18 protein-coding genes are annotated in these 17,978 nt (G+C 39.9%); 9 read left to right on the top strand and 9 right to left on the bottom strand.

From position 1 onward, the window contains the following. Window positions 1-68: 68 nt before the first annotated feature. On the top strand, window positions 69-515 hold the full coding sequence (locus AC59JO_RS01775; protein ID WP_413668914.1) for a lipocalin family protein: 447 nt from the start codon (window positions 69-71) through the stop codon (window positions 513-515). A gap of 3 nt (window positions 516-518) precedes the next feature. On the opposite strand, the gene AC59JO_RS01770 is transcribed toward AC59JO_RS01775, so the two are convergent. From AC59JO_RS01770 to AC59JO_RS01750, 5 genes are all read right to left on the bottom strand, one after another. Continuing rightward, a complete protein-coding gene (locus AC59JO_RS01770) occupies window positions 519-2,624 on the bottom strand; it encodes a hypothetical protein (RefSeq protein ID WP_497302967.1) in 2,106 nt (701 codons plus the stop codon). Between the two features lie 25 nt (window positions 2,625-2,649). Beyond that, window positions 2,650-3,090, bottom strand: coding sequence for a hypothetical protein (locus AC59JO_RS01765; protein WP_413668912.1), 441 nt, complete (start codon window positions 3,088-3,090; stop codon window positions 2,650-2,652). A gap of 210 nt (window positions 3,091-3,300) precedes the next feature. Continuing rightward, a complete protein-coding gene (locus AC59JO_RS01760) occupies window positions 3,301-4,026 on the bottom strand; it encodes a hypothetical protein (protein WP_413668911.1) in 726 nt (241 codons plus the stop codon). Window positions 4,027-4,060: 34 nt separating this feature from the next. Next, complete coding sequence (locus tag AC59JO_RS01755; RefSeq protein ID WP_497302965.1) at window positions 4,061-5,320, bottom strand: PBSX family phage terminase large subunit; 1,260 nt, start codon at window positions 5,318-5,320, stop codon at window positions 4,061-4,063. 50 nt (window positions 5,321-5,370) lie between these two features. Beyond that, window positions 5,371-5,841 carry a hypothetical protein gene (locus tag AC59JO_RS01750; RefSeq protein ID WP_413668909.1) on the bottom strand — a complete coding sequence of 157 codons (471 nt, stop codon included), beginning with the start codon at window positions 5,839-5,841 and terminating at the stop codon, window positions 5,371-5,373. 167 nt (window positions 5,842-6,008) lie between these two features. On the opposite strand from AC59JO_RS01750, the gene AC59JO_RS01745 reads away from it, so the two are divergent. The 6 genes from AC59JO_RS01745 (at window position 6,009) to AC59JO_RS01720 (ending at window position 13,761) form a co-directional block, all read left to right on the top strand. Beyond that, window positions 6,009-6,515, top strand: coding sequence for an Xre family toxin-antitoxin system antitoxin (locus tag AC59JO_RS01745; protein ID WP_413668908.1), 507 nt, complete (start codon window positions 6,009-6,011; stop codon window positions 6,513-6,515). A gap of 81 nt (window positions 6,516-6,596) precedes the next feature. After that, entirely contained in the window at window positions 6,597-7,061 is a 465-nt protein-coding gene (locus AC59JO_RS01740) for an RES family NAD+ phosphorylase (RefSeq protein WP_497302962.1), read from the top strand. 85 nt (window positions 7,062-7,146) lie between these two features. After that, window positions 7,147-8,391 carry a BamA/TamA family outer membrane protein gene (locus tag AC59JO_RS01735; protein WP_497302960.1) on the top strand — a complete coding sequence of 415 codons (1,245 nt, stop codon included), beginning with the start codon at window positions 7,147-7,149 and terminating at the stop codon, window positions 8,389-8,391. A gap of 273 nt (window positions 8,392-8,664) precedes the next feature. Next, window positions 8,665-9,261, top strand: a complete 597-nt coding sequence (locus AC59JO_RS01730; protein WP_413668905.1) for a hypothetical protein — start codon at window positions 8,665-8,667, stop codon at window positions 9,259-9,261. Between the two features lie 147 nt (window positions 9,262-9,408). Continuing rightward, a complete protein-coding gene (locus AC59JO_RS01725; RefSeq protein WP_090523751.1) occupies window positions 9,409-9,699 on the top strand; it encodes an RNA recognition motif domain-containing protein in 291 nt (96 codons plus the stop codon). Between the two features lie 291 nt (window positions 9,700-9,990). Next, window positions 9,991-13,761 (top strand): T9SS type B sorting domain-containing protein, encoded by a 3,771-nt coding sequence (locus AC59JO_RS01720; RefSeq protein WP_497302957.1) that lies wholly within the window; start codon window positions 9,991-9,993, stop codon window positions 13,759-13,761. Window positions 13,762-13,787: 26 nt separating this feature from the next. Here AC59JO_RS01720 and AC59JO_RS01715 read toward each other — a convergent pair whose 3' ends face one another. The 3 genes from AC59JO_RS01715 to AC59JO_RS01705 form a co-directional block, all read right to left on the bottom strand. Continuing rightward, window positions 13,788-14,138: a hypothetical protein gene (locus AC59JO_RS01715; protein ID WP_413668903.1), complete on the bottom strand. Its 351-nt coding sequence runs from the start codon at window positions 14,136-14,138 to the stop codon at window positions 13,788-13,790. Between the two features lie 212 nt (window positions 14,139-14,350). Next, window positions 14,351-14,860, bottom strand: coding sequence for a GNAT family N-acetyltransferase (locus tag AC59JO_RS01710; protein WP_413668902.1), 510 nt, complete (start codon window positions 14,858-14,860; stop codon window positions 14,351-14,353). A 464-nt stretch (window positions 14,861-15,324) separates the two neighbouring features. Continuing rightward, window positions 15,325-16,026, bottom strand: a complete 702-nt coding sequence (locus AC59JO_RS01705; RefSeq protein ID WP_413668901.1) for a S24 family peptidase — start codon at window positions 16,024-16,026, stop codon at window positions 15,325-15,327. Window positions 16,027-16,233: 207 nt separating this feature from the next. Here AC59JO_RS01705 and AC59JO_RS01700 point away from each other — a divergent pair, with 207 nt between their 5' ends. Together AC59JO_RS01700 and AC59JO_RS01695 are read left to right on the top strand one after the other, a co-directional pair. Beyond that, the gene (locus AC59JO_RS01700) at window positions 16,234-16,428 is read left to right on the top strand and encodes a hypothetical protein (RefSeq protein ID WP_413668900.1); all 195 of its coding nucleotides are present in this window, start codon (window positions 16,234-16,236) and stop codon (window positions 16,426-16,428) included. Between the two features lie 66 nt (window positions 16,429-16,494). Next, complete coding sequence (locus tag AC59JO_RS01695; RefSeq protein ID WP_413668899.1) at window positions 16,495-16,911, top strand: hypothetical protein; 417 nt, start codon at window positions 16,495-16,497, stop codon at window positions 16,909-16,911. Window positions 16,912-16,994: 83 nt separating this feature from the next. Here AC59JO_RS01695 and AC59JO_RS01690 read toward each other — a convergent pair whose 3' ends face one another. Further along, on the bottom strand, window positions 16,995-17,873 hold the full coding sequence (locus AC59JO_RS01690; RefSeq protein WP_497302953.1) for an alpha/beta fold hydrolase: 879 nt from the start codon (window positions 17,871-17,873) through the stop codon (window positions 16,995-16,997). Window positions 17,874-17,978: the final 105 nt, after the last annotated feature.

Below are 17,978 nucleotides of genomic sequence, written 5' to 3'. Positions count from 1 at the left end.
ATAAATTATTAAGTTTAACTGTTGCTTTCGTCTCCCGGGTTGTAAACCTAAAACAGCACACTATGCATATGAGATATTTTTTTGTAGTTGCTGTGTTGGCATGCTGCGTGGCATCATGTAAAAAAGATAACAATGCCGCTAATCCTGAAATTACAATAGTGGGTAAGTGGTATCTTAAAAAATATCATACCCGTAGTTATAAGAATGATATACTGGTGCGGGATACTTCCAAATCAAATTATACATCTACAGATTTCGAGTTATTTAATGCTGATGGCTCAGGCTATACCTCCAACCTCACGCCTGCGGGTGAAACTGAGCTAATTAAATACAACTATACATTAAACGGAAAAACTTTGATGATAACCCAAAATACGCCTGCTCTTTATGAAGGTACTTATACCATAATTCAGCTTACTGAGAATACGCTTGAAGTTACTTATGAAAGTGCAGTTGTGTATAATGGCGATCATTACCGGGGAATTGATAACATACTTTTTAAAAAACAGCCGTAGCCTTTATTGGGTTTGAATGTTTATTGACGGTATATTGAATGTAACGCTAAAAGGAGCCCGACCATTTCGGGTTTCATATTCGCTATATGTTGCTGTATTTATTACCACAGTTTGCCATTTAACAGGATTTTTATTTATCAGCATTTGAACCTTTGGCGAATATTTTATGGACTGCAGTCCACGGATGTCATTTACAGAAAGATCTTCGGCTATTACTTTCATTTTTTGCCCTGCGCTTTTACTGATCACTTCCTCAATTCCTTCCTGGGTTTGCCAGTTTTGTACGTAGTTTTTGATGATAACGGCATTTTGAACATCGAGACTTATTTCCTGGTTAAATACAAAACGGTAGTAGTTCCACGTACCACTTAACCCGATCCATCTTAAATATACTGAGTTGTCGTCAATAGCATCATCTATTCTAACGGTTTGTACTTTAGTTAATGAATGCGAACCATTTTCATCGTCATACCTGATCTGCATATTAAGGTAATAAGCTTCAGGTGGGAAATTGGCACTAACCATCAACCGGTGAAGGCCGGCAGGGCCTGCTAATGGCATCACAAAAGATGTTTGGTTCCCAATACTAAATTTACTGCCATCTTCATTCAGGATCCATGAATCATCTTCATTTTGCAGGTGGTCGGGTTCATAACTACCAGTTAATGAATTCCGGTTAATATCAAGTAAGGTGAGCTGGCAATAAGGCTGAAGGTTTGTCATTTCATCAGTAAAGAGATACCCTATATCAAAAGGATATCCTGCGGAGTATGCAGGTTCTTTGAAATCTGTTATCCACTGTGCAGGTGAGTTAACATTTGGTACATAAGCAGCAAGATTACCACCATATTCATCTCCAAGCTGTTTGGCTGCATAAACTACGTAGTATGGATGTTGGATTTGATTGAAGTTACTTGTAAATCCCCCGGTTGATCCATCGTCATAATGCCAGGCATACTCAACCATAAAGCTGGTACATAGATTGGTATCCGCATAATCAACCTGGTTGTAGTTGTTATTATCTGCAGGGTGTAATAAACTTTGCAAAAAGTTTGACAGATCGGCTTTTATCAGCCCTGTATTATCCGGCCGGTTTACTGATTTGATAGTGGATAGGGTATTGGTAAACGGATCGGTATAAGTAATACGTGTATGCAGTTCATAATAGGGGTACATACTGTTTATATTGATAAAACCAGTTGTATCGCTACTTGCAAAAAGCGTGTTGATCACAATAGTATTAATGCCGCTAACTTTTTCAATGGTATAAACTCCTTTATAAGCAGGGGTATTTATATAGATTTTATCTCCTGCCTTCACTTTTGGTAAACCTGTATTGGGATCAATGAAGTTGGCATTGACGCTGATGATAGTGTGTCCTTGCCCGCTATCAGCTGTTATACTTTTAATAGTGAAATCTTTTCGTTGATAGGTAAACACAACGGGGTTAAATGCCGCATTCCATCGTGAAACATACCCATCGGGCAGCGTAACTGAAGGATCGCCGGTTAACAGGTTTGTAGATGTTAAAATGCTGATGTCTGCTGAGTCGGTGCACCCTAACGGATTGCTGTCTTTTACCAATATGTGTTTTAATCCGCCGCTCAGGTTTGAAAAAACAGGAGAGGTTTGCCAGGTTATGCCCAGATCTATACTGTATAATATAGATGCAAAACTTGAGCTTGCATTAACTGTAATTTGGGCATCGGAGGCCCCTGGAGCCGATTCAATCTTGTTAATATCTATATAGTTTATCTTTAGGTCACATACAGAGGGATTAGTGGAGGGACTATCTCCGGCTTTTACAGAAATTAGGGTGAACGACACATAATCGCTCCGGATCATATCTCCCTGGGGGCTGTACTCGTAATCTCTGATTACACCCGAATAGAGAGGGAATGACTGCCCGGCTACAGTAACGGTGTAATTACTTGTTATACCGTTTTGGTTGCGCTGATAAGTAACCTCGCAGTTATTTCCATTAGTAGGTTGTTTGGTATCTGCATCAATAATGCTGATGAATATATCGCCCTGGTCAATCTGTCCTCCATTTTGATCGGGATAGGTTGTTGAGCTGATGAATTCATTAATTATAGCTGTTATTTTCATTGTTTGTCAATTGGATTTAACCAGGTTAAAAAATATCAAAATACATAGTTGACAACGTTATGGTTAAGCCTACGCCTGTGGTGTTAACATCAAACTTGTTATAAACCGGCACACATTTAGCTTTTTGCCCGGCTTTTACTCTAAAGTACCTGCCTTCGCCTTCACGGTATTGTGAGGCTTTCACCACAAATTGATTAGCCATTTGCAATGCCTGAGATACATATATTTCATTTTCGGACGTGAACTGCCCAAAGTCTGTTTTGAACAGAAATTCCATGTAAATAGCAAACGTATTATCTACTGAGCCATTAACCTGCGCACTTACTTCGATAGATTGAAGCGGATAAAGGAACACGCAGGGAAAGGTGATGCCGTCTGCCAGGGTGTTTAGTTCAGTCTGGGTGCCATAGGCAAATGTTGGGTTATCATTAAGTGTTTGTACTATAGCTTCTATTTGGTTACGCATAAAAATTAAAACCCCGATCCCTGATTGGGGCTGGTTAAGTGTTCAGTGCCTTGCAGGGAGTAGGCGTTTAAGTTGAGGATTGAGATAGCTCGCTATATCGCTTTTGATATTCGGCTTCAGTTTTATTGAGGAGTAGCTTGGTGAGGATACGCTCATATGGCATACTCATGATCTGGTGCCACTTGGTAATATCACCGCCTGCCAAGGAGTTTATAGTGTTGATATACTTAAATTTTTCGAACGATTGGATGCCCGCCCTTTTTTCAAGCGCGGTAGGAGCCGATGCCAAAAGTTTGTTTTCGGTATCGATAAGTTGGGATAACAGGTAAAAAAATGTTTCGAGATGGGCAGCGCCTCCGTTACCCGTAGTTTTTTAACTTCATCAATAAAGCTTTCAACCTCGTATTCGCTATATTTTTTACCTGTTGCCCGGCAATAAAAATATTGTGCCAGTACCTGGCAGCAGGCGTTTAACGAAGGGTTAAAATGCTCCTGCCAATCGTTTTCTCCATGGGTTTTTATGTGGGTGTTTATTTCTTCGGTTATGATGTCGCGTGCAGCCATAAAAGCGCCTGCGGGTTCAATCGATAGGTTTTGCATTACTTTTACTTTTACTTTTGTTTTTTGGGGCGATATTTCGTTGGCGCCCAACATTGTAAAAATTATTTCTTTGGGGATCTCATTACTGTTATACAGGTATTTGATTTGGTACGATAGTGAAAGTACTGCCTCTCCAAACTGATGCAGGTCATCATAGTTTTTGATGTTTTGAAGCTCGTTTACCGGGATGCCGGAAAGTATACTGATGGCTTCAATATCCGTTATATCGGGTCGGGCTTGTAAATCCATCATTTGGCCAAGGGTAATCTCATTTAATTGGGTTGGCATCTGAATGCGCAGCTTGCCATCGGTGGTTTTTAATATTCGTTCTGTCATAATTATAAAGCCTGTATTGTTTTAATAACGTATGTCAAATCAGCCCGTGTAATGCGTTGGTTTGCCGACTGCCTGGCAAGTGCGGCAGACGGGACTGAAGTTTGCCTGCGCTGCTTATTTTTAATTTATTAAGGGCGATATATCTTAGCGGATCTATCAGGTGGTTCCATGAATCAACCGGCTCGTTAATTGCTTTGCCTGTTGCATCTATGCGCCATTTGTAACGGTTAAGCTCGTTACGGAGGTTTACACTGTTGCGGGTTACATTTATTTTGTATCGTTTAAGGATATCAATAGAATTTTTAACACTGTCGGGCCCTTTTTTTGCCGGGGTAACACGCCATCCAAGCCGTTTTAACTCTTCTATTGATTTGGGCTCTGCGCTATCGGCAATAATCTCATTATTAATACCTACTCCCGCATCTTTCAATTTTGCAGATATATCGGTGTTGGTTAATCCTGTTGCATAAAGTAGCTCATTTGCCCACAGTTCACCATTTTGCTGATATACCTCAACGCATCCTGTTTCATCATTGGTAAAGCCAAAATCCAGGCCAAGGGCTATCAAGCGGGCATCGGCAGGGATTGCCTCACAGATGTACCAGTTGTCAAATATAAGTCCGTTTATTTTTCCTGTTAAGCCGCGGGCGTATACCTTCCAAAGTTCAAAATCGACGCTTTTTAGCGCTTCGATTTTATCATGGACTTCCGCCCCTAAAAATGGATTATGCCTGTGATCGGATACAATGAGTTGTACTCCTGGTTTGCCAATTAAATGCTCATGTACCCAAAAGCCTGTATTGGGGTTGTAATCAATAAAAATGCGCTTTTTAGTACGTAATGCCAGTTCTGTATATACATCCCACGTGAGGCCATTTGCTTCATTGATGAACAGATAATCGCGCTTGCCCGATTTTGCATCCTGGCTGTTATCATAACTCTTAAACTCGATCAAACTGCCATTAACAAACTCAAAAATACGGTCGCTTTTATTATAGCTTTTTATTTTGGCCTGTAATATTGCCGAAGAACTATATATGTTAATCGCATCGCGCAGGGCACCTGCTTTAAGGTTAGGGATGTCCTGTCCAACAATGGTGATTACCTGTTTGGGCTTTTCGCAGGCAAGGCAAAACAGCGCCTGTTCAATGGCGAACGTTTTACCGCTACTGGTACCTCCCTGGTTAACTACCACATGTGCCGTTGAGAGGTAATTTTGTTTGAACAGCACGGAGCAGTGGAAATCTTCCGGTTCTTTAAATTCAATTTCGTCATTTATTTCTTCATCGGTCATGGTTTTAATTGTTAATCTGGTTGATAATTTATCAACCAGAGATGTTGGTATTATAGCTTTACATCTTTTTCACTGCCGGCCGGAGCAGGACCGGAGTCAACTATATGTACTTTTAAATTATTATCTGCGTTGGTATTAGCAGATGGTGAGTCAGGTTTTTCAGTCCATCCCATACTTTTTAATGCGAACATTGCGCCCGTTGTATTTTGATGTAAATGAGCTTCATAACATGCCTCTACGCGTAAAATTCCCTGTTTAACAGCTTTCGAAAAACGGCCATGATGTACATAATCATGAAACTCCTGGCGGCTGCTAAAGCCAAGGGCAAGGGCTAAAGCTGATAAGGTTGCAGGTTCGGGATCCCTATCCCAAACTTTGTGTTCAATAGTTTCTACATTGTCTTTATTGTTTTTTGCGGGTTTGTGTTCAAGGTGATATTCACCTTTTATATTGTCGAAATAATGATCAATAAGCTGCTTAACCTGGGCGGCGTTATTGCAGGAAGATATGTTGAGTTTCATTATGTTTATAATGCCGAATGGCATAAAAGAATAACCAAATATCGGAAATGTTTTCTGTAATTGCTAATTTTATTGGTAATTTTTTACTGAGTATAATTAATAGAATAATTAGCATGTAAGTGAATGTAAATATTTTCTTTTTTAATAGAAAATATTTACATTTGTGTATGAGCAAAGCAATCAAAAATCGTAATACAGGTATTGAAGCCAGGCAGGGGCAGGCTGCATCGCACCCATATGTATTTACAGATGCGCCTATGCAGGCCTTTAATGATCTGCTGGTACCTTATGAAACTTATTTTAAATCGCCCTTAGCTAAGCTTGGTGCTATAAAACAAGGGTTACACTCAAATGCCATCACTGATTTATTAAAAGTAACCGGTGCTACTCAGGGTGATATTGCCAAATGGTTACATATCACCGAGCCTACTTTGCGTAAACATTTGCAAAGTGCACATGAGTTAAACCAGGGGCTTAGCGAGCATATTATCCAACTTTTTGAACTTTTTGATAAAGGCCTTGATACCTTTGGCTCTCTTGATGAATTTAAAGGCTGGTTAAAGCATTATAACCCGGGCATTGATGCCATTCCTTATGATTTACTTGATACAATAACAGGCATCAGTATTGTAATAAGTCAGCTTATACGTATTGATTACGGTGTGCTTGCATAATATCAATTATTGAATTATAGATTACCTTTTAACGTAAATCTATGTTTACCAAATAATTTATTAATCTATCTACACCACCTTTTGAACGTTTACAGGATAAGCCAAACCAAATATGCACGCGACCGTAAGGGCTCGGGCATCGACGGTCGTTGGAACTCATTGGGACAATATATGATCTATACGGGTGGTTCGTTAGCGCTTTCATGTCTTGAAAAATTAGCGCATTCACCCGGAACTGCGTTATATGCGGGTGATTTTTCGGTTATTATATTTCAAATACCTGATGACCTGCCCGTTTTTGAAATCACTGTAAACAAACTGCAAAAACTTAATGCTAACTGGCATAAAGTAATTAATTATCCTGTTACGCAGTTGCTTGGCGATACCTGGCTGCGTAAAATGGAAACGGCTGTTTTAAAAGTTCCGTCGGCAATTATCGATCTGGAATATAATTACCTGTTTAATCCGGCCCATCCCGACTATGATAAAATAACTATCAGTAGCGTGAGTAAGTTTACTTTTGATCCGCGGCTGAAGGCGCAATAAGACTTTGCACAAACAAATAACTTAAATAATTATTTTATAATTGCACGGATATAACCTTTACACATCCCTGCATCGAATAATTATAATGGGTATTAATAAAACAGGCATTTTAATATTTGCAGGCTTGCTCATAGGCGTCAGTGTGCATGCCCAGGATCAAAAATACATCCCTATAGGGCATACTAAATATAAAGATACAGTACTGGTTACCCACCCCGACACTACCTTCGAAAAAGATATTTTTGATGTTATCGGATCCATTTTTCATGAAAGCAATAAACCCGGCAAGGTTGATTCCGTAACCTCAAAACCGGTAATATCAATTATCCCGGCTATAGGATATACTTTGCAAACAGGTTTGGCTGGTACTATATCCGGCAATGTGATTTTCAGGTTAGCTCCTAATACCCGGATCTCTACTATAACCGTAAATCCCGCTTATACTCAGAATAAGCAGGTGATCATCCCCATACAATCAAACATCTGGTCAAAAAATAATAAGTATGACTTTATAGGTGATTTTAGGTTTTACAAATATCCGCAAAGTAGTTTTGGCTTAGGCAGTAATTCTGACAGGGATAATGAAAATCCGTTGGTTTACAGTTTTTTCCGGTTTCATGAAACCGTTTTACGCAATATAACCGGAAATTTTTATGCCGGCTTGGGTTATATTTTTGATGACCGATGGAATATGTACGAGAAAGGGCAGTTGAACGGAAAAACCTCTGATTATGAAAGGTACGGCTCTGTTAGCCGTGCTATATCAACCGGGATAACATTCAGCGGATTGTATGATAGTCGCGATAACCCGATCAATGCATCGCGCGGGTTTTACACCTCGTTACAGTACCGGGATAATTATACTTTTTTAGGCAGCACAACGGCCTGGCGTTCTTTAATTGTTGACATACGTAAATATTTCAGATTTCCTGAAAGTTCTGATAACGTATTGGCCTTTTGGTCATATAACTGGTTGGTAATTAATGGCCGGCCTGCATATCTTGATCTGCCAGCCACAGGACATGATCCCAGCTTTACTACCGGACGCGGCTATATACAAGGCAGATTTCGTGGAGCGCAAATGGTTTATCTTGAAAGCGAATACCGGTTTAAGGTCACCCGCAATGGTTTGCTTGGAGGTGTAGCTTTTGCAAACGGCGAATCATTTTCGGCGGCACCGGGCACGGCTTTGCAATCTATACAGCCCGGTTTTGGAGCTGGTTTAAGGGTTAAGCTAAATAAGGTATCCAAAACCAACATAGCCATTGACTACGGTTTTGGGCGTGAAGGGTCACGAGGCTTGTTTATAAATGTAGGCGAAGTGTTTTAATGTGTATGTATTGAGCTGATTGGCAGTGGATTGTCAGTAGTCTTGATTTTGTCTTTTATAATTTTAGGCATCGAAAATCCCTGAAAGCAGCCGGTTGCATACTTGTTTTTGCATTTTTATTAAAAGTGCTTTGTCGTGCCGAAAAGGGCAACTTTAGCATGAATATTGACGTATATCATACAAAGGTTAAAAAAAGTTAAAAAATTAATTTGTTTAACCATATTTAATGAGATTTGTAATTATTTATTGCTATGTTTATTCGCCAATGAGCCTATGATACGTACCAGTTTTACTAAATTGTTTGTTTTACTAAGTTTATCCATTTCGGTGGCCTTAACTTCCTGTCAAAAAGATGAGGAAGTGAAGGATATAAACGCGGTTAAAACAACAAGTAGTAAAGACAGCGTATCATCAGTAAACATCATCAATACTCCCGGTAATTTTCTTGCAGGTAAAGGAACTTTAAAGGTTACCATCGAAGATTCAACTTACACATTTGATGCCAGCCAGGATTCGATAGCGTTCATAAACGTGCATAATGGTGATAATAAATATTTTGGCATCACTGCAATTAATAAAGCGCATAACATGAGTTTTGGTATCAGCTCGTTAGGATTGGCTTCGGTAAAAACAAGCAGTGATGTAGCAGGAAGCCAGTTTTTATTTAAGGTTGATGAAAAAAAACCTTTACTTCAATACACACTTACCAGGTATGCCGGGCAACAGGATTTTGGTAAAATTGATATGGACCAGTATAACCACGAAAACATGATTGCCAAAGGTACTTTCTTTACCTTTTTAGCCAAGGATGATAAATCCGACTCGCCATTTTACCGCGTTGAGGGCAGTTTTGAGCTGCAGCTTAAATAAAATCCGGCTCTGTTTTTAACATTTGGTTTGGAAATTTTTATTCAGTAATATGAAGGTAAAAAAGCCATTACCTAATGATCATTAATGCCCGGAGAGGCGGGAATATGGCTCTTTTTTCGTACCTTTACGCAAATTTTAAAAACATTGATGAAAGTATTTATTGCAGGTCTTCCTTTAGAAGTAGATGAGGCCGAATTAACAGCTGTTTTTGGTGATTTTGGGCCTGTTAAATCGCTCAGGATCATTAAGGATCGCGAAACAAAAGAGAGTAAGGGTTTTGGTTTTGTGGAGATGGTTAACGAGGATGAAGCGAAAGAAGCGATACGTTGCATGAATGGAGCAAGTTATTATGGCCGCAGGATCACGGTTAACGTAGCCGAAGATAAAGGTCCTGGCTTTAACGGTGGTGGTCAAAAAGGCGGCTTCAGACGTAATTAATACCAATTAAAACATTTATTCTTCTTTTTCAAAATATTAGCCGGCCATGCCGGCTTTTTTGTTTTATCTGTAATGTGAAACTATATAATTAAAATCATATTAAATGAATTAACTGACCAGTAGTTGCCGGAAAAGACTTATTTTAGTATGTCTATAAGTAATTGATAGACTGATGATATAAAACAGATTACTATAACCTTACCTGCAATTTAATGGCCAATTATATCTGCTCTTATTATCTTTCATATTCCGGGATCCACAAACTTGCTTACAATTTAAAATAACAGCAGTGTGTATACTTTCCTGAAACCGGCAACAGCAGCAATAGCGCTTTGGCTTATGGCCTTTTCGGCTTTTGGCCAGGCGCCCGATATTACTTATACTACCCTCAACGTTTATATTAATGGTGCTGCAATAACGCCCTTAAGCCCTTCTAATACAGGTGGCGCTGTACCCGCCACTATATATGGTGAAACTAAGATTATAGCAGGTACGGGGCAGTTTGGCAATGTAAATGGTGGCGCAGCTACCGCGCAATTTAAATTGCCATATGGTATAAGCATGGATGCCGACGGCAATACTTACATAGCAGAAAGTGGTGGTGGGATTCGTATGATAAGTGCTTCCGGGCAGGTTTCGTCAATAGCTACTGATGCATTACCCGGCCCTCCTTTTAATGTGCCGAAGCTTAATAACCCCCGCGGTGTTGTTAAGGATAAAAGTGGCAATTTGTTTGTAGCCAATTACAGTAATCACAACATTCTAAAAATCACCCCTTCCGGGATAATTACAATTTTTGCCGGTATTAGCCAAGCTGGAACTGCCGATGGTCCGGGTAATGTAGCAAATATCATTAATCCTAATGGTATTGCAATTGACAAGGATGATAATCTGTATGTATCAGATGGTAATAACGCAATCCGAAAGATTTCTCCCTCCGGATATGTATATACACTTGCCGGGCAGCCGGTGGCGGGTACGTTAGATGGTATTGGGTCTGCTGCAAAGTTTAACAAGCCGGCCGGACTTACAGTTGATAAAGATGAGAATATTTACGTTGCAGATCAGGCCGGATTTGTAATCCGTAAAATTACCCCTAACGGGCAGGTTACAACAATAGCGGGTAGTGGTTCCTTCGGTACACATGATGGAAACGGAACAACTGCTAACTTCCAATATCCTGTAGGTATAACGATTGATCCATCCGGCAATTTATATGTTACTGACGGTGGCGCGGGCACTGTGCGACGAATTTCGCCGGATGGTGAGGTTAAAACTATAGCTGGCGGCGGGCCCATAGGAGCCGAAAGTGGGGTTGGTACTAATGTTCATTTCAGTAGCCCGAGCGGTATAACAATGGGGCCGGATGGTAACTTATATGTGGCAGAGTATGGTAAAAATGCTATAAAACAGGTTATAGCAACCGGTTATACCATTGATAAAGCTTTGCCTGCCGGTCTTGTTTTTAACCCGAAAACAGGCATTATTACCGGTACACCTACAGTTTTATGGCCCGCTACTAATTATACAGTTACCGCATATAACGCAGCGGGTAGCAGTAAATTTATATTGAGTATAGAAGTTGATGATGTGACAAAGCCCATTATCAATAATAGTAGCGCCAGTGGTACTATTACGGCCTGCGTTGGGACGGCATCTGCAAATTATCAAACGTTCATGGTTGCGGGAATAAACCTTACCAGTGATGCAGTTGTTATAGCTCCTCCCAGCTTTGAAGTGTCGTTGACGCCGGTTGGCGGTTATAGCAATACTGTTACTATACCTCTTGCTGATTTGGAGTTCCCACCCGATGGTGACGGAATTGCCGTGTATGTTCGTTCTGCAGCTACAGCACCCGTCGGAAATATAACCGGGAATGTGTTATTAAAATCAACTGGGGTAGCGGATGTTCAAGTGCCTGTAAGCGGGGTAGTAAACGAGATCATGACACTTGAAGTAAGCATTAATCAACAAATTTTAGGTTGCCCCGGCGAGCAAGTGATACTTGTGGCGTTGACACCCAATCCGGCCAATAATTTAAATTACCAGTGGTATGTAAACGGAATCCCCACTGGGCCTAATAGTGTAAATTTTATAAGCTCTGATGTTAGCAGTACTGATATAATAACGGTAACGATGACCAATACAGTTGATTGTACCACTTCGCCATCCGTTACTTCTGCCCCGGCATCACCCATGTATATACCATTGGTAAACCCGGTTGTAACAGCAGAACAACCAGATTTAGCTTGCCCGGGGCAGTCGGTTACATTTGTGGCAAACACCCATGGCACCGAGAATGCTAATTCTGTTTACCGCTGGGAGATCAACAATATCGATCAGCATTATAACAATAAAACATTCCAGGCACCGGTTACAATTACTACAGCCGATAAAGTGACTGTTACGCTGACCAATACAAGTGATTGCGGGCCTCTGAGTGCAACTTCAGTCCCGGTATCGCCCCAATTTATGCCATTAACACCGCCAACGGTAACAGTAGAACAACCGAATCTGGCTTGCCCGGGACGGCAGGTAACATTTGTGGCAAATACTCATGATACTGAGAATGCTAATTCTGTTTACCGCTGGGAGATCAATAATGTTGATCAGCATTATAACAGTAAAACATTTCAAGCACCGGCTACTATAACGGCTGCTGACAAGATAACTGTTATGCTGACCAATACAAGTGATTGTGGCCCTTTGCGTGCAATTTCCGACCCGATATCGCCCCAATTTGTGCCATTAATACCTCCGGTGGTAACAATAGAGCAACCGAATCTGGCTTGCCCGGGACAGCAAGTAATATTTGTGGCAAACACTCGTGATACTGAGAATGCTAATTCTGTTTATCGTTGGGAGATCAATGGTATCGATCAGCATTATAATAATAAAACATTTCAAGCACCGGCTACTATAACGGCTGCTGACAAGATAACTGTTACGCTGACCAATACAAGTGATTGTGGCCCTTTGCGTGCAATTTCCGACCCGATATCGCCCCAATTTGTGCCATTAATACCTCCGGTGGTAACAATAGAGCAACCGAATCTGGCTTGCCCGGGACAGCAGGTAATATTTGTGGCAAACACTCATGATACTGAGAATGCTAATTCTGTTTATCGTTGGGAGATCAATGGTATCGATCAGCATTATAATAATAAAACATTCCAGGCACCAGCTACTATAACAGCTGCTGATAAGGTAACCGTTACGCTGACCAATACAAGTGATTGTGGCCCTTTGCGTGCAATCTCGGACCCGCTATCGCCCCAATTTGTGCCATTAACACCTCCGATGGTAACAATAGAGCAACCAGATCTGGCTTGCCCGGGACAGCAGGTAACATTTGTGGCAAACACCCATGGCACTGAAACCACCAATTCTGTTTATCGTTGGGAGATCAATGGTATCGATCAGCATTATAACAATAAAATATTCCCGGTACCAGCTACTATAACAGCTGCTGATAAGGTAACCGTTACGCTGACCAATACAAGTGATTGTGGTCCTTTGCGTGCAATTTCGGACCCGGCAGCGCCCATTCAAACTAAAGCGCTGCCTACCGTTGCGTTTAACGGCGATGTTACTATTAAAAAAGGTGAAAGTGTTACCTTATCGCCAACACTATCCAATGGAATTGTTTATTATAGTTGGTCGCCTTCGGTTGGGTTAAGTAACCCGTCAGTCTCAGCCCCAAATGCATCGCCAGTAGTAACTACCACATATACATTAATGGTAACATCTGCAGGAGGGTGCCAGGCATCGGCCAGTATTAAGGTTAATGTGCTTGAACAAATGCTTATCCCCAATACTTTTACTCCAAATGGTGATGGTGTTAATGATACCTGGAGCATAACCGGACTTGCGGCTTACCCAAACTGCACGGTGAATGTGTTTAACAGGTATGGTACCGGAATATTTCGTTCGGTAGGTTATAGTAAAGATTGGAATGGATCTTTTAATGGTTATGTACTACCTTCAGGTACATATTACTATGTAGTTGACCTTAAAGATGGCAGCAAACCATTATCAGGATATGTAGTACTCCTGAAATAGCATTTTATTTAATTGATCAATAAAAGTTAAGAAGCCTGGGCCAGCGAAAAATTGGCCGGGTCAAGATTGTTGAGTAAAGTATCTAACTTTAAATTGAACTCTTTTAACTGGATGTCTCCTTTTTCGAAAGCTTTGGTTAGCTGTGTTAGTTCTTCTTCAAGATGTTGAATATTAGTGTCGCTTGAGCCTGTGCTGTGCTTTTGATGGTCTTCTATTACTTCTATCTTATATTCAGCAGCTTTAAGTAAATAAGCTTGTTGAACGTCAAAAGTGATAGGTGTATTATCGCTCACTTTTGCTTTTTGTTGTTTGTTAAACTCTACTAAAACTATAGCAGCAATAATAGCAACAATTACCAGCGTCATTATAGGGTCCATCTTCTTCTCTTTTGTTACAGCTTTATGATTCCGGGCGGAGGGCCTTCGGTTTATAATTACGATAAATATAGCTGAATAAAAAATAAACTAACAGGTAATTGTTGATAAAATGCCCAATTGTGAATAACTATTGAGAAATGATTGTAGACTTAGTGTGAATGTGTGAAATTTTGATGGATGCTGATGGAGCATTATGCCCGGACAAAGTGCCATTATTTGTTATTGAGCCGCTTTTCATAGCACAGAAATCTTAAGCCGGGCCTTATGTCTAAGCTAATTTCCCCTGCCAAAACGTAACCCAGTTTTGGAAACAGCTTTTGTGTTGCCTGATTGGCAATGTTGGTGTCAATTCGCAATATGCTTATTGCGCGTTGAATAGCTTCATATTCGGCTTGCTTTAAAAGTGCTGCCGCCACACCGCGCCCCTGGTAGTCGATATTTACAGCAAGCCGATGCGTTACTATGGCAGTTTCGGTGATATCAAGACCAGCCTGAGCGTATTCTGCATCCTGATCGGTAGTTATGGCGGCCACGCCTGCTATGGATCCGGCGATTTCTGCTACCCAAAGTTGGTTAAGCCCAACGTCTTCAGTAAATACCTGTTTGTTGGGGTAGTCGTTATCCCATTGAAAGTTACCTGCTGCTTTCATGACAGGTACTACATCGGTAATAAGGGTTAATATCTGCGGTATATCGCTAAGCGTGGCCAGTCGGATTGTCATTTTATCTATAAAAAGAAAATTACGGCTAAATTATAGAAGTTTTAATGCCTGATGGTTTGTCTTCTGTAAATAATTGAGTTACTTCAAGGCGCGTCTGCTTTTCAATTTAATTTTTGACGTTGATTTTGTTTGTATGATTACTGTTCGGAGTAAGAAAGCCAGAAATATATAAAACGCAAAATTTTGTATCCAGTTGCCAACGTTGAATTCATTAATGATAAGTTTTAATATCTCACTTTGCATGATTAAAAAATAGCCTTGCTTAAGGCTCTTTGAATTTGATTGCCCGAATCTTGAAAGGTTTAACAAATGAGCCGAATATAAGGCAGATGTTAACAAATGACCTTTATTTATAATAACTGCAGAGTTGTAAGAATGTTGCAGGCGTCAGATGTTTTGTAGCAGTGGGCAGAATGGTAATGGCGGCTGCAAGGGAAATATCAAAATTGCAGCCGCCATGTAGTTTAGTGATTGTGTTTTTTGTGGATGTCTTTAACCAGGCAAAGTTTTTTAATATCGGCCACCTTTATAATAAATGGAGCGTATTTGAGCCGGTTACCAACCATTTCGGTAGTATTATCTGAATGAGCAATTACCTCATCAGGAATATCTCCGGCAAGCAGACGTTTGTACATGCGATAGTCGCCCCATTCAATGTAATAAACCTCACCTGGCAGGATCTTTTTATCATGAATTATTTTTAAGGCAACCCAGCAGCCGTTTTCAAGATACGGGTACATGCTGTGTCCCCAAACAGGAAGTGCGAAATCACAATCTTCAATGCCTGGAAAATTCATATGGCCAACCGGCTGCGAATCATTAATGTCATTATATACTTCAACCCCCGAAGCAGTTGCAGAAATTTCATACATAGGGATGCCCTCACTGTGTTTGGATACAGTTTTTGATTCAGAAAAGTTCTGTTTTTTTTCTCCAGTTATGTATTCTTTATATTTTTCTTTAAAAATACGGAGTTTTTCTGGGTCTATGTTTTGCCGGCTCTTTATTATCTCAGTGATTGAGCTTGGGGAGTTAAAGCCTAATGCTTCTGCTAATTGAGCATTACCATTAAAGGCTTTTCCTTTAAGTTGATTGTAGAGTATGATAAACTCTAAGGTCTCGGGGCGTACAGTCTTTATTTTGCCTGGTTTTACTTCGTCTTCCATGATGAAAATAAATTAAAGATTTTTCTTGATTATAATAAAGATTATTCTGTATATTTGTTTTGTTGATAATTGCTAATGTAAGTTAAATTATTCGGAAAATAAAATTTAAAGACTATTTTATCAAGAGTATTCTTTTGTGAGAATACAGTGTTCTGTAATTTAAAATCAAGAAATAATACCAATAAATAAATTCAATATAATACTACTATGTATATAGCTTTTTCGGCGCTTCAGCAATCGGCAGGGGATAGTAACTATCCCAATACCTCGGATAATGTAAATGAACATGAGGTTTTACAACGCTTTGAGGGATACAGGGCCGCATGCGAAAAGTATCGGGATGAAATTGCAGCTATTCAAAAATATTTGCCGGGATGGGTGCCTGCTTTTAACCGGCAATAATTCAGCTTGCAGCTTTTATAATATAATGACCAATTAAAATAATACGCAATCAATACAATAATTATCATGATAAAAATTTCTCAAAAACTTAAAAGCCAGCTTTGGTGGCTTATTATATCGGTTGATTATGATTACAGCCGGATCACCATTGCCGAGCACGATCTTACAGATGAAGTACTTACTTTGTGGCTGGAAGATAAACAGGATTTTAAAAATTCAATTGATGAATGCCTACAGGTAGATATCAGGATACGTGACATGGCCCGGATCATTAAGGCCGAAAACCTGAATAGCTACGAAGGAACTAAATTACACCCAACCAAGAACTTTGCTTACAAGGCCCGTATTGAAATTAATTCCCCCGTACATTGGTATAAGGATGATGCTTCTTTACCTGAACAGCAATGGACCCGGGAAGCTATATTGAAGAATTTGCTTACGCAGCTTGTGGAAGAGGGGATTGCAAGTGACTACAGTTATTAAAGTTAGTATTTAATTATGCTGATTGGCATTTATTGCATAATGTACAAAGTCATTTAATACACCTATATGTAGCTTTGCAGCAACTAAATTTGATTAACAGCCTGCTGCAAAAGCTTGTTAAATTCTGCAGGCTTTTCAACCATGGGAAAATGCCCGGTGGCATGTATCTGCAATAGCTGATAGGGGATGCCTGCTTTGATAAAGCCAATTGTATCATTAGGAGTGTAATCGCTGTTAATAAGATGAAGTTTTGTTTTGGTGGCTTTGAGTTTGGATACAGTGTTAAAATTATTGTCTTCCATGCTTGCTATGGCAATAGTGCTATCAGCATTTGTTACATCGTTTAATACGCGTTTCCTGATGGCTGTGCTGGTTGTTTTGTAAAAAAGATCCTGGTTAAAGTAAGCAGTGGCTACCGCTTTAAAATGCTTTTTTAGCATAGCGATAGCTTCCGCGTAATCAGCTTTTGATTTTGGAGTTTCGGGCTTACCATCAAATCCTTTAAAATTGTCGATACCTACAAGGCCTATCACCTGTTGTGGCGCATTGAGTTTGGCTTGTACAATTATTTCACCAGCCATGGAGTGGCCAATGAGTATTACGTTTTTTAGCTTAAGGGTGGTTATTACTGAGGTTACATCACCGGCAAAATCATTTACTGTCCATGAATTTCGATTTTTGCCCGATTGGCCGTAACCTGGCAAATCCATAGTTATAACCCGGTATCTATTGCCGAAGTACTTTACCTGTTCGTTAAAATAGCTTTTGTTAATGCACCAGCCATGTACAAATAATAATGTAGTATCACTTTTGCCTGTATCAGTATAGGCAATATTAACGCCACGATTATTGATTTTTACAGTGGACTTATCACTGGTATTTTTGTTTTGCGGGTGTTGGGTGCAGGCATACCACAAGCCAATTGATGTGATCAATGAAAATAACGCGGGTAGCTTCTTCATAAACGGATAATTATAGATAGCGTTTTGCTATATAAATATCCGTTTATGAATGGGTTACGGCAAAATGTTTAACTTATTTTAACAAGTCGGCATTTTTAAAGCTAA

The sequence above is a fragment of the Mucilaginibacter sp. A5337 genome (genome assembly GCF_059690695.1).
Note: the sequence above shows the minus strand (reverse complement) of the source record. Positions and strands in the feature narration are given on the sequence as shown.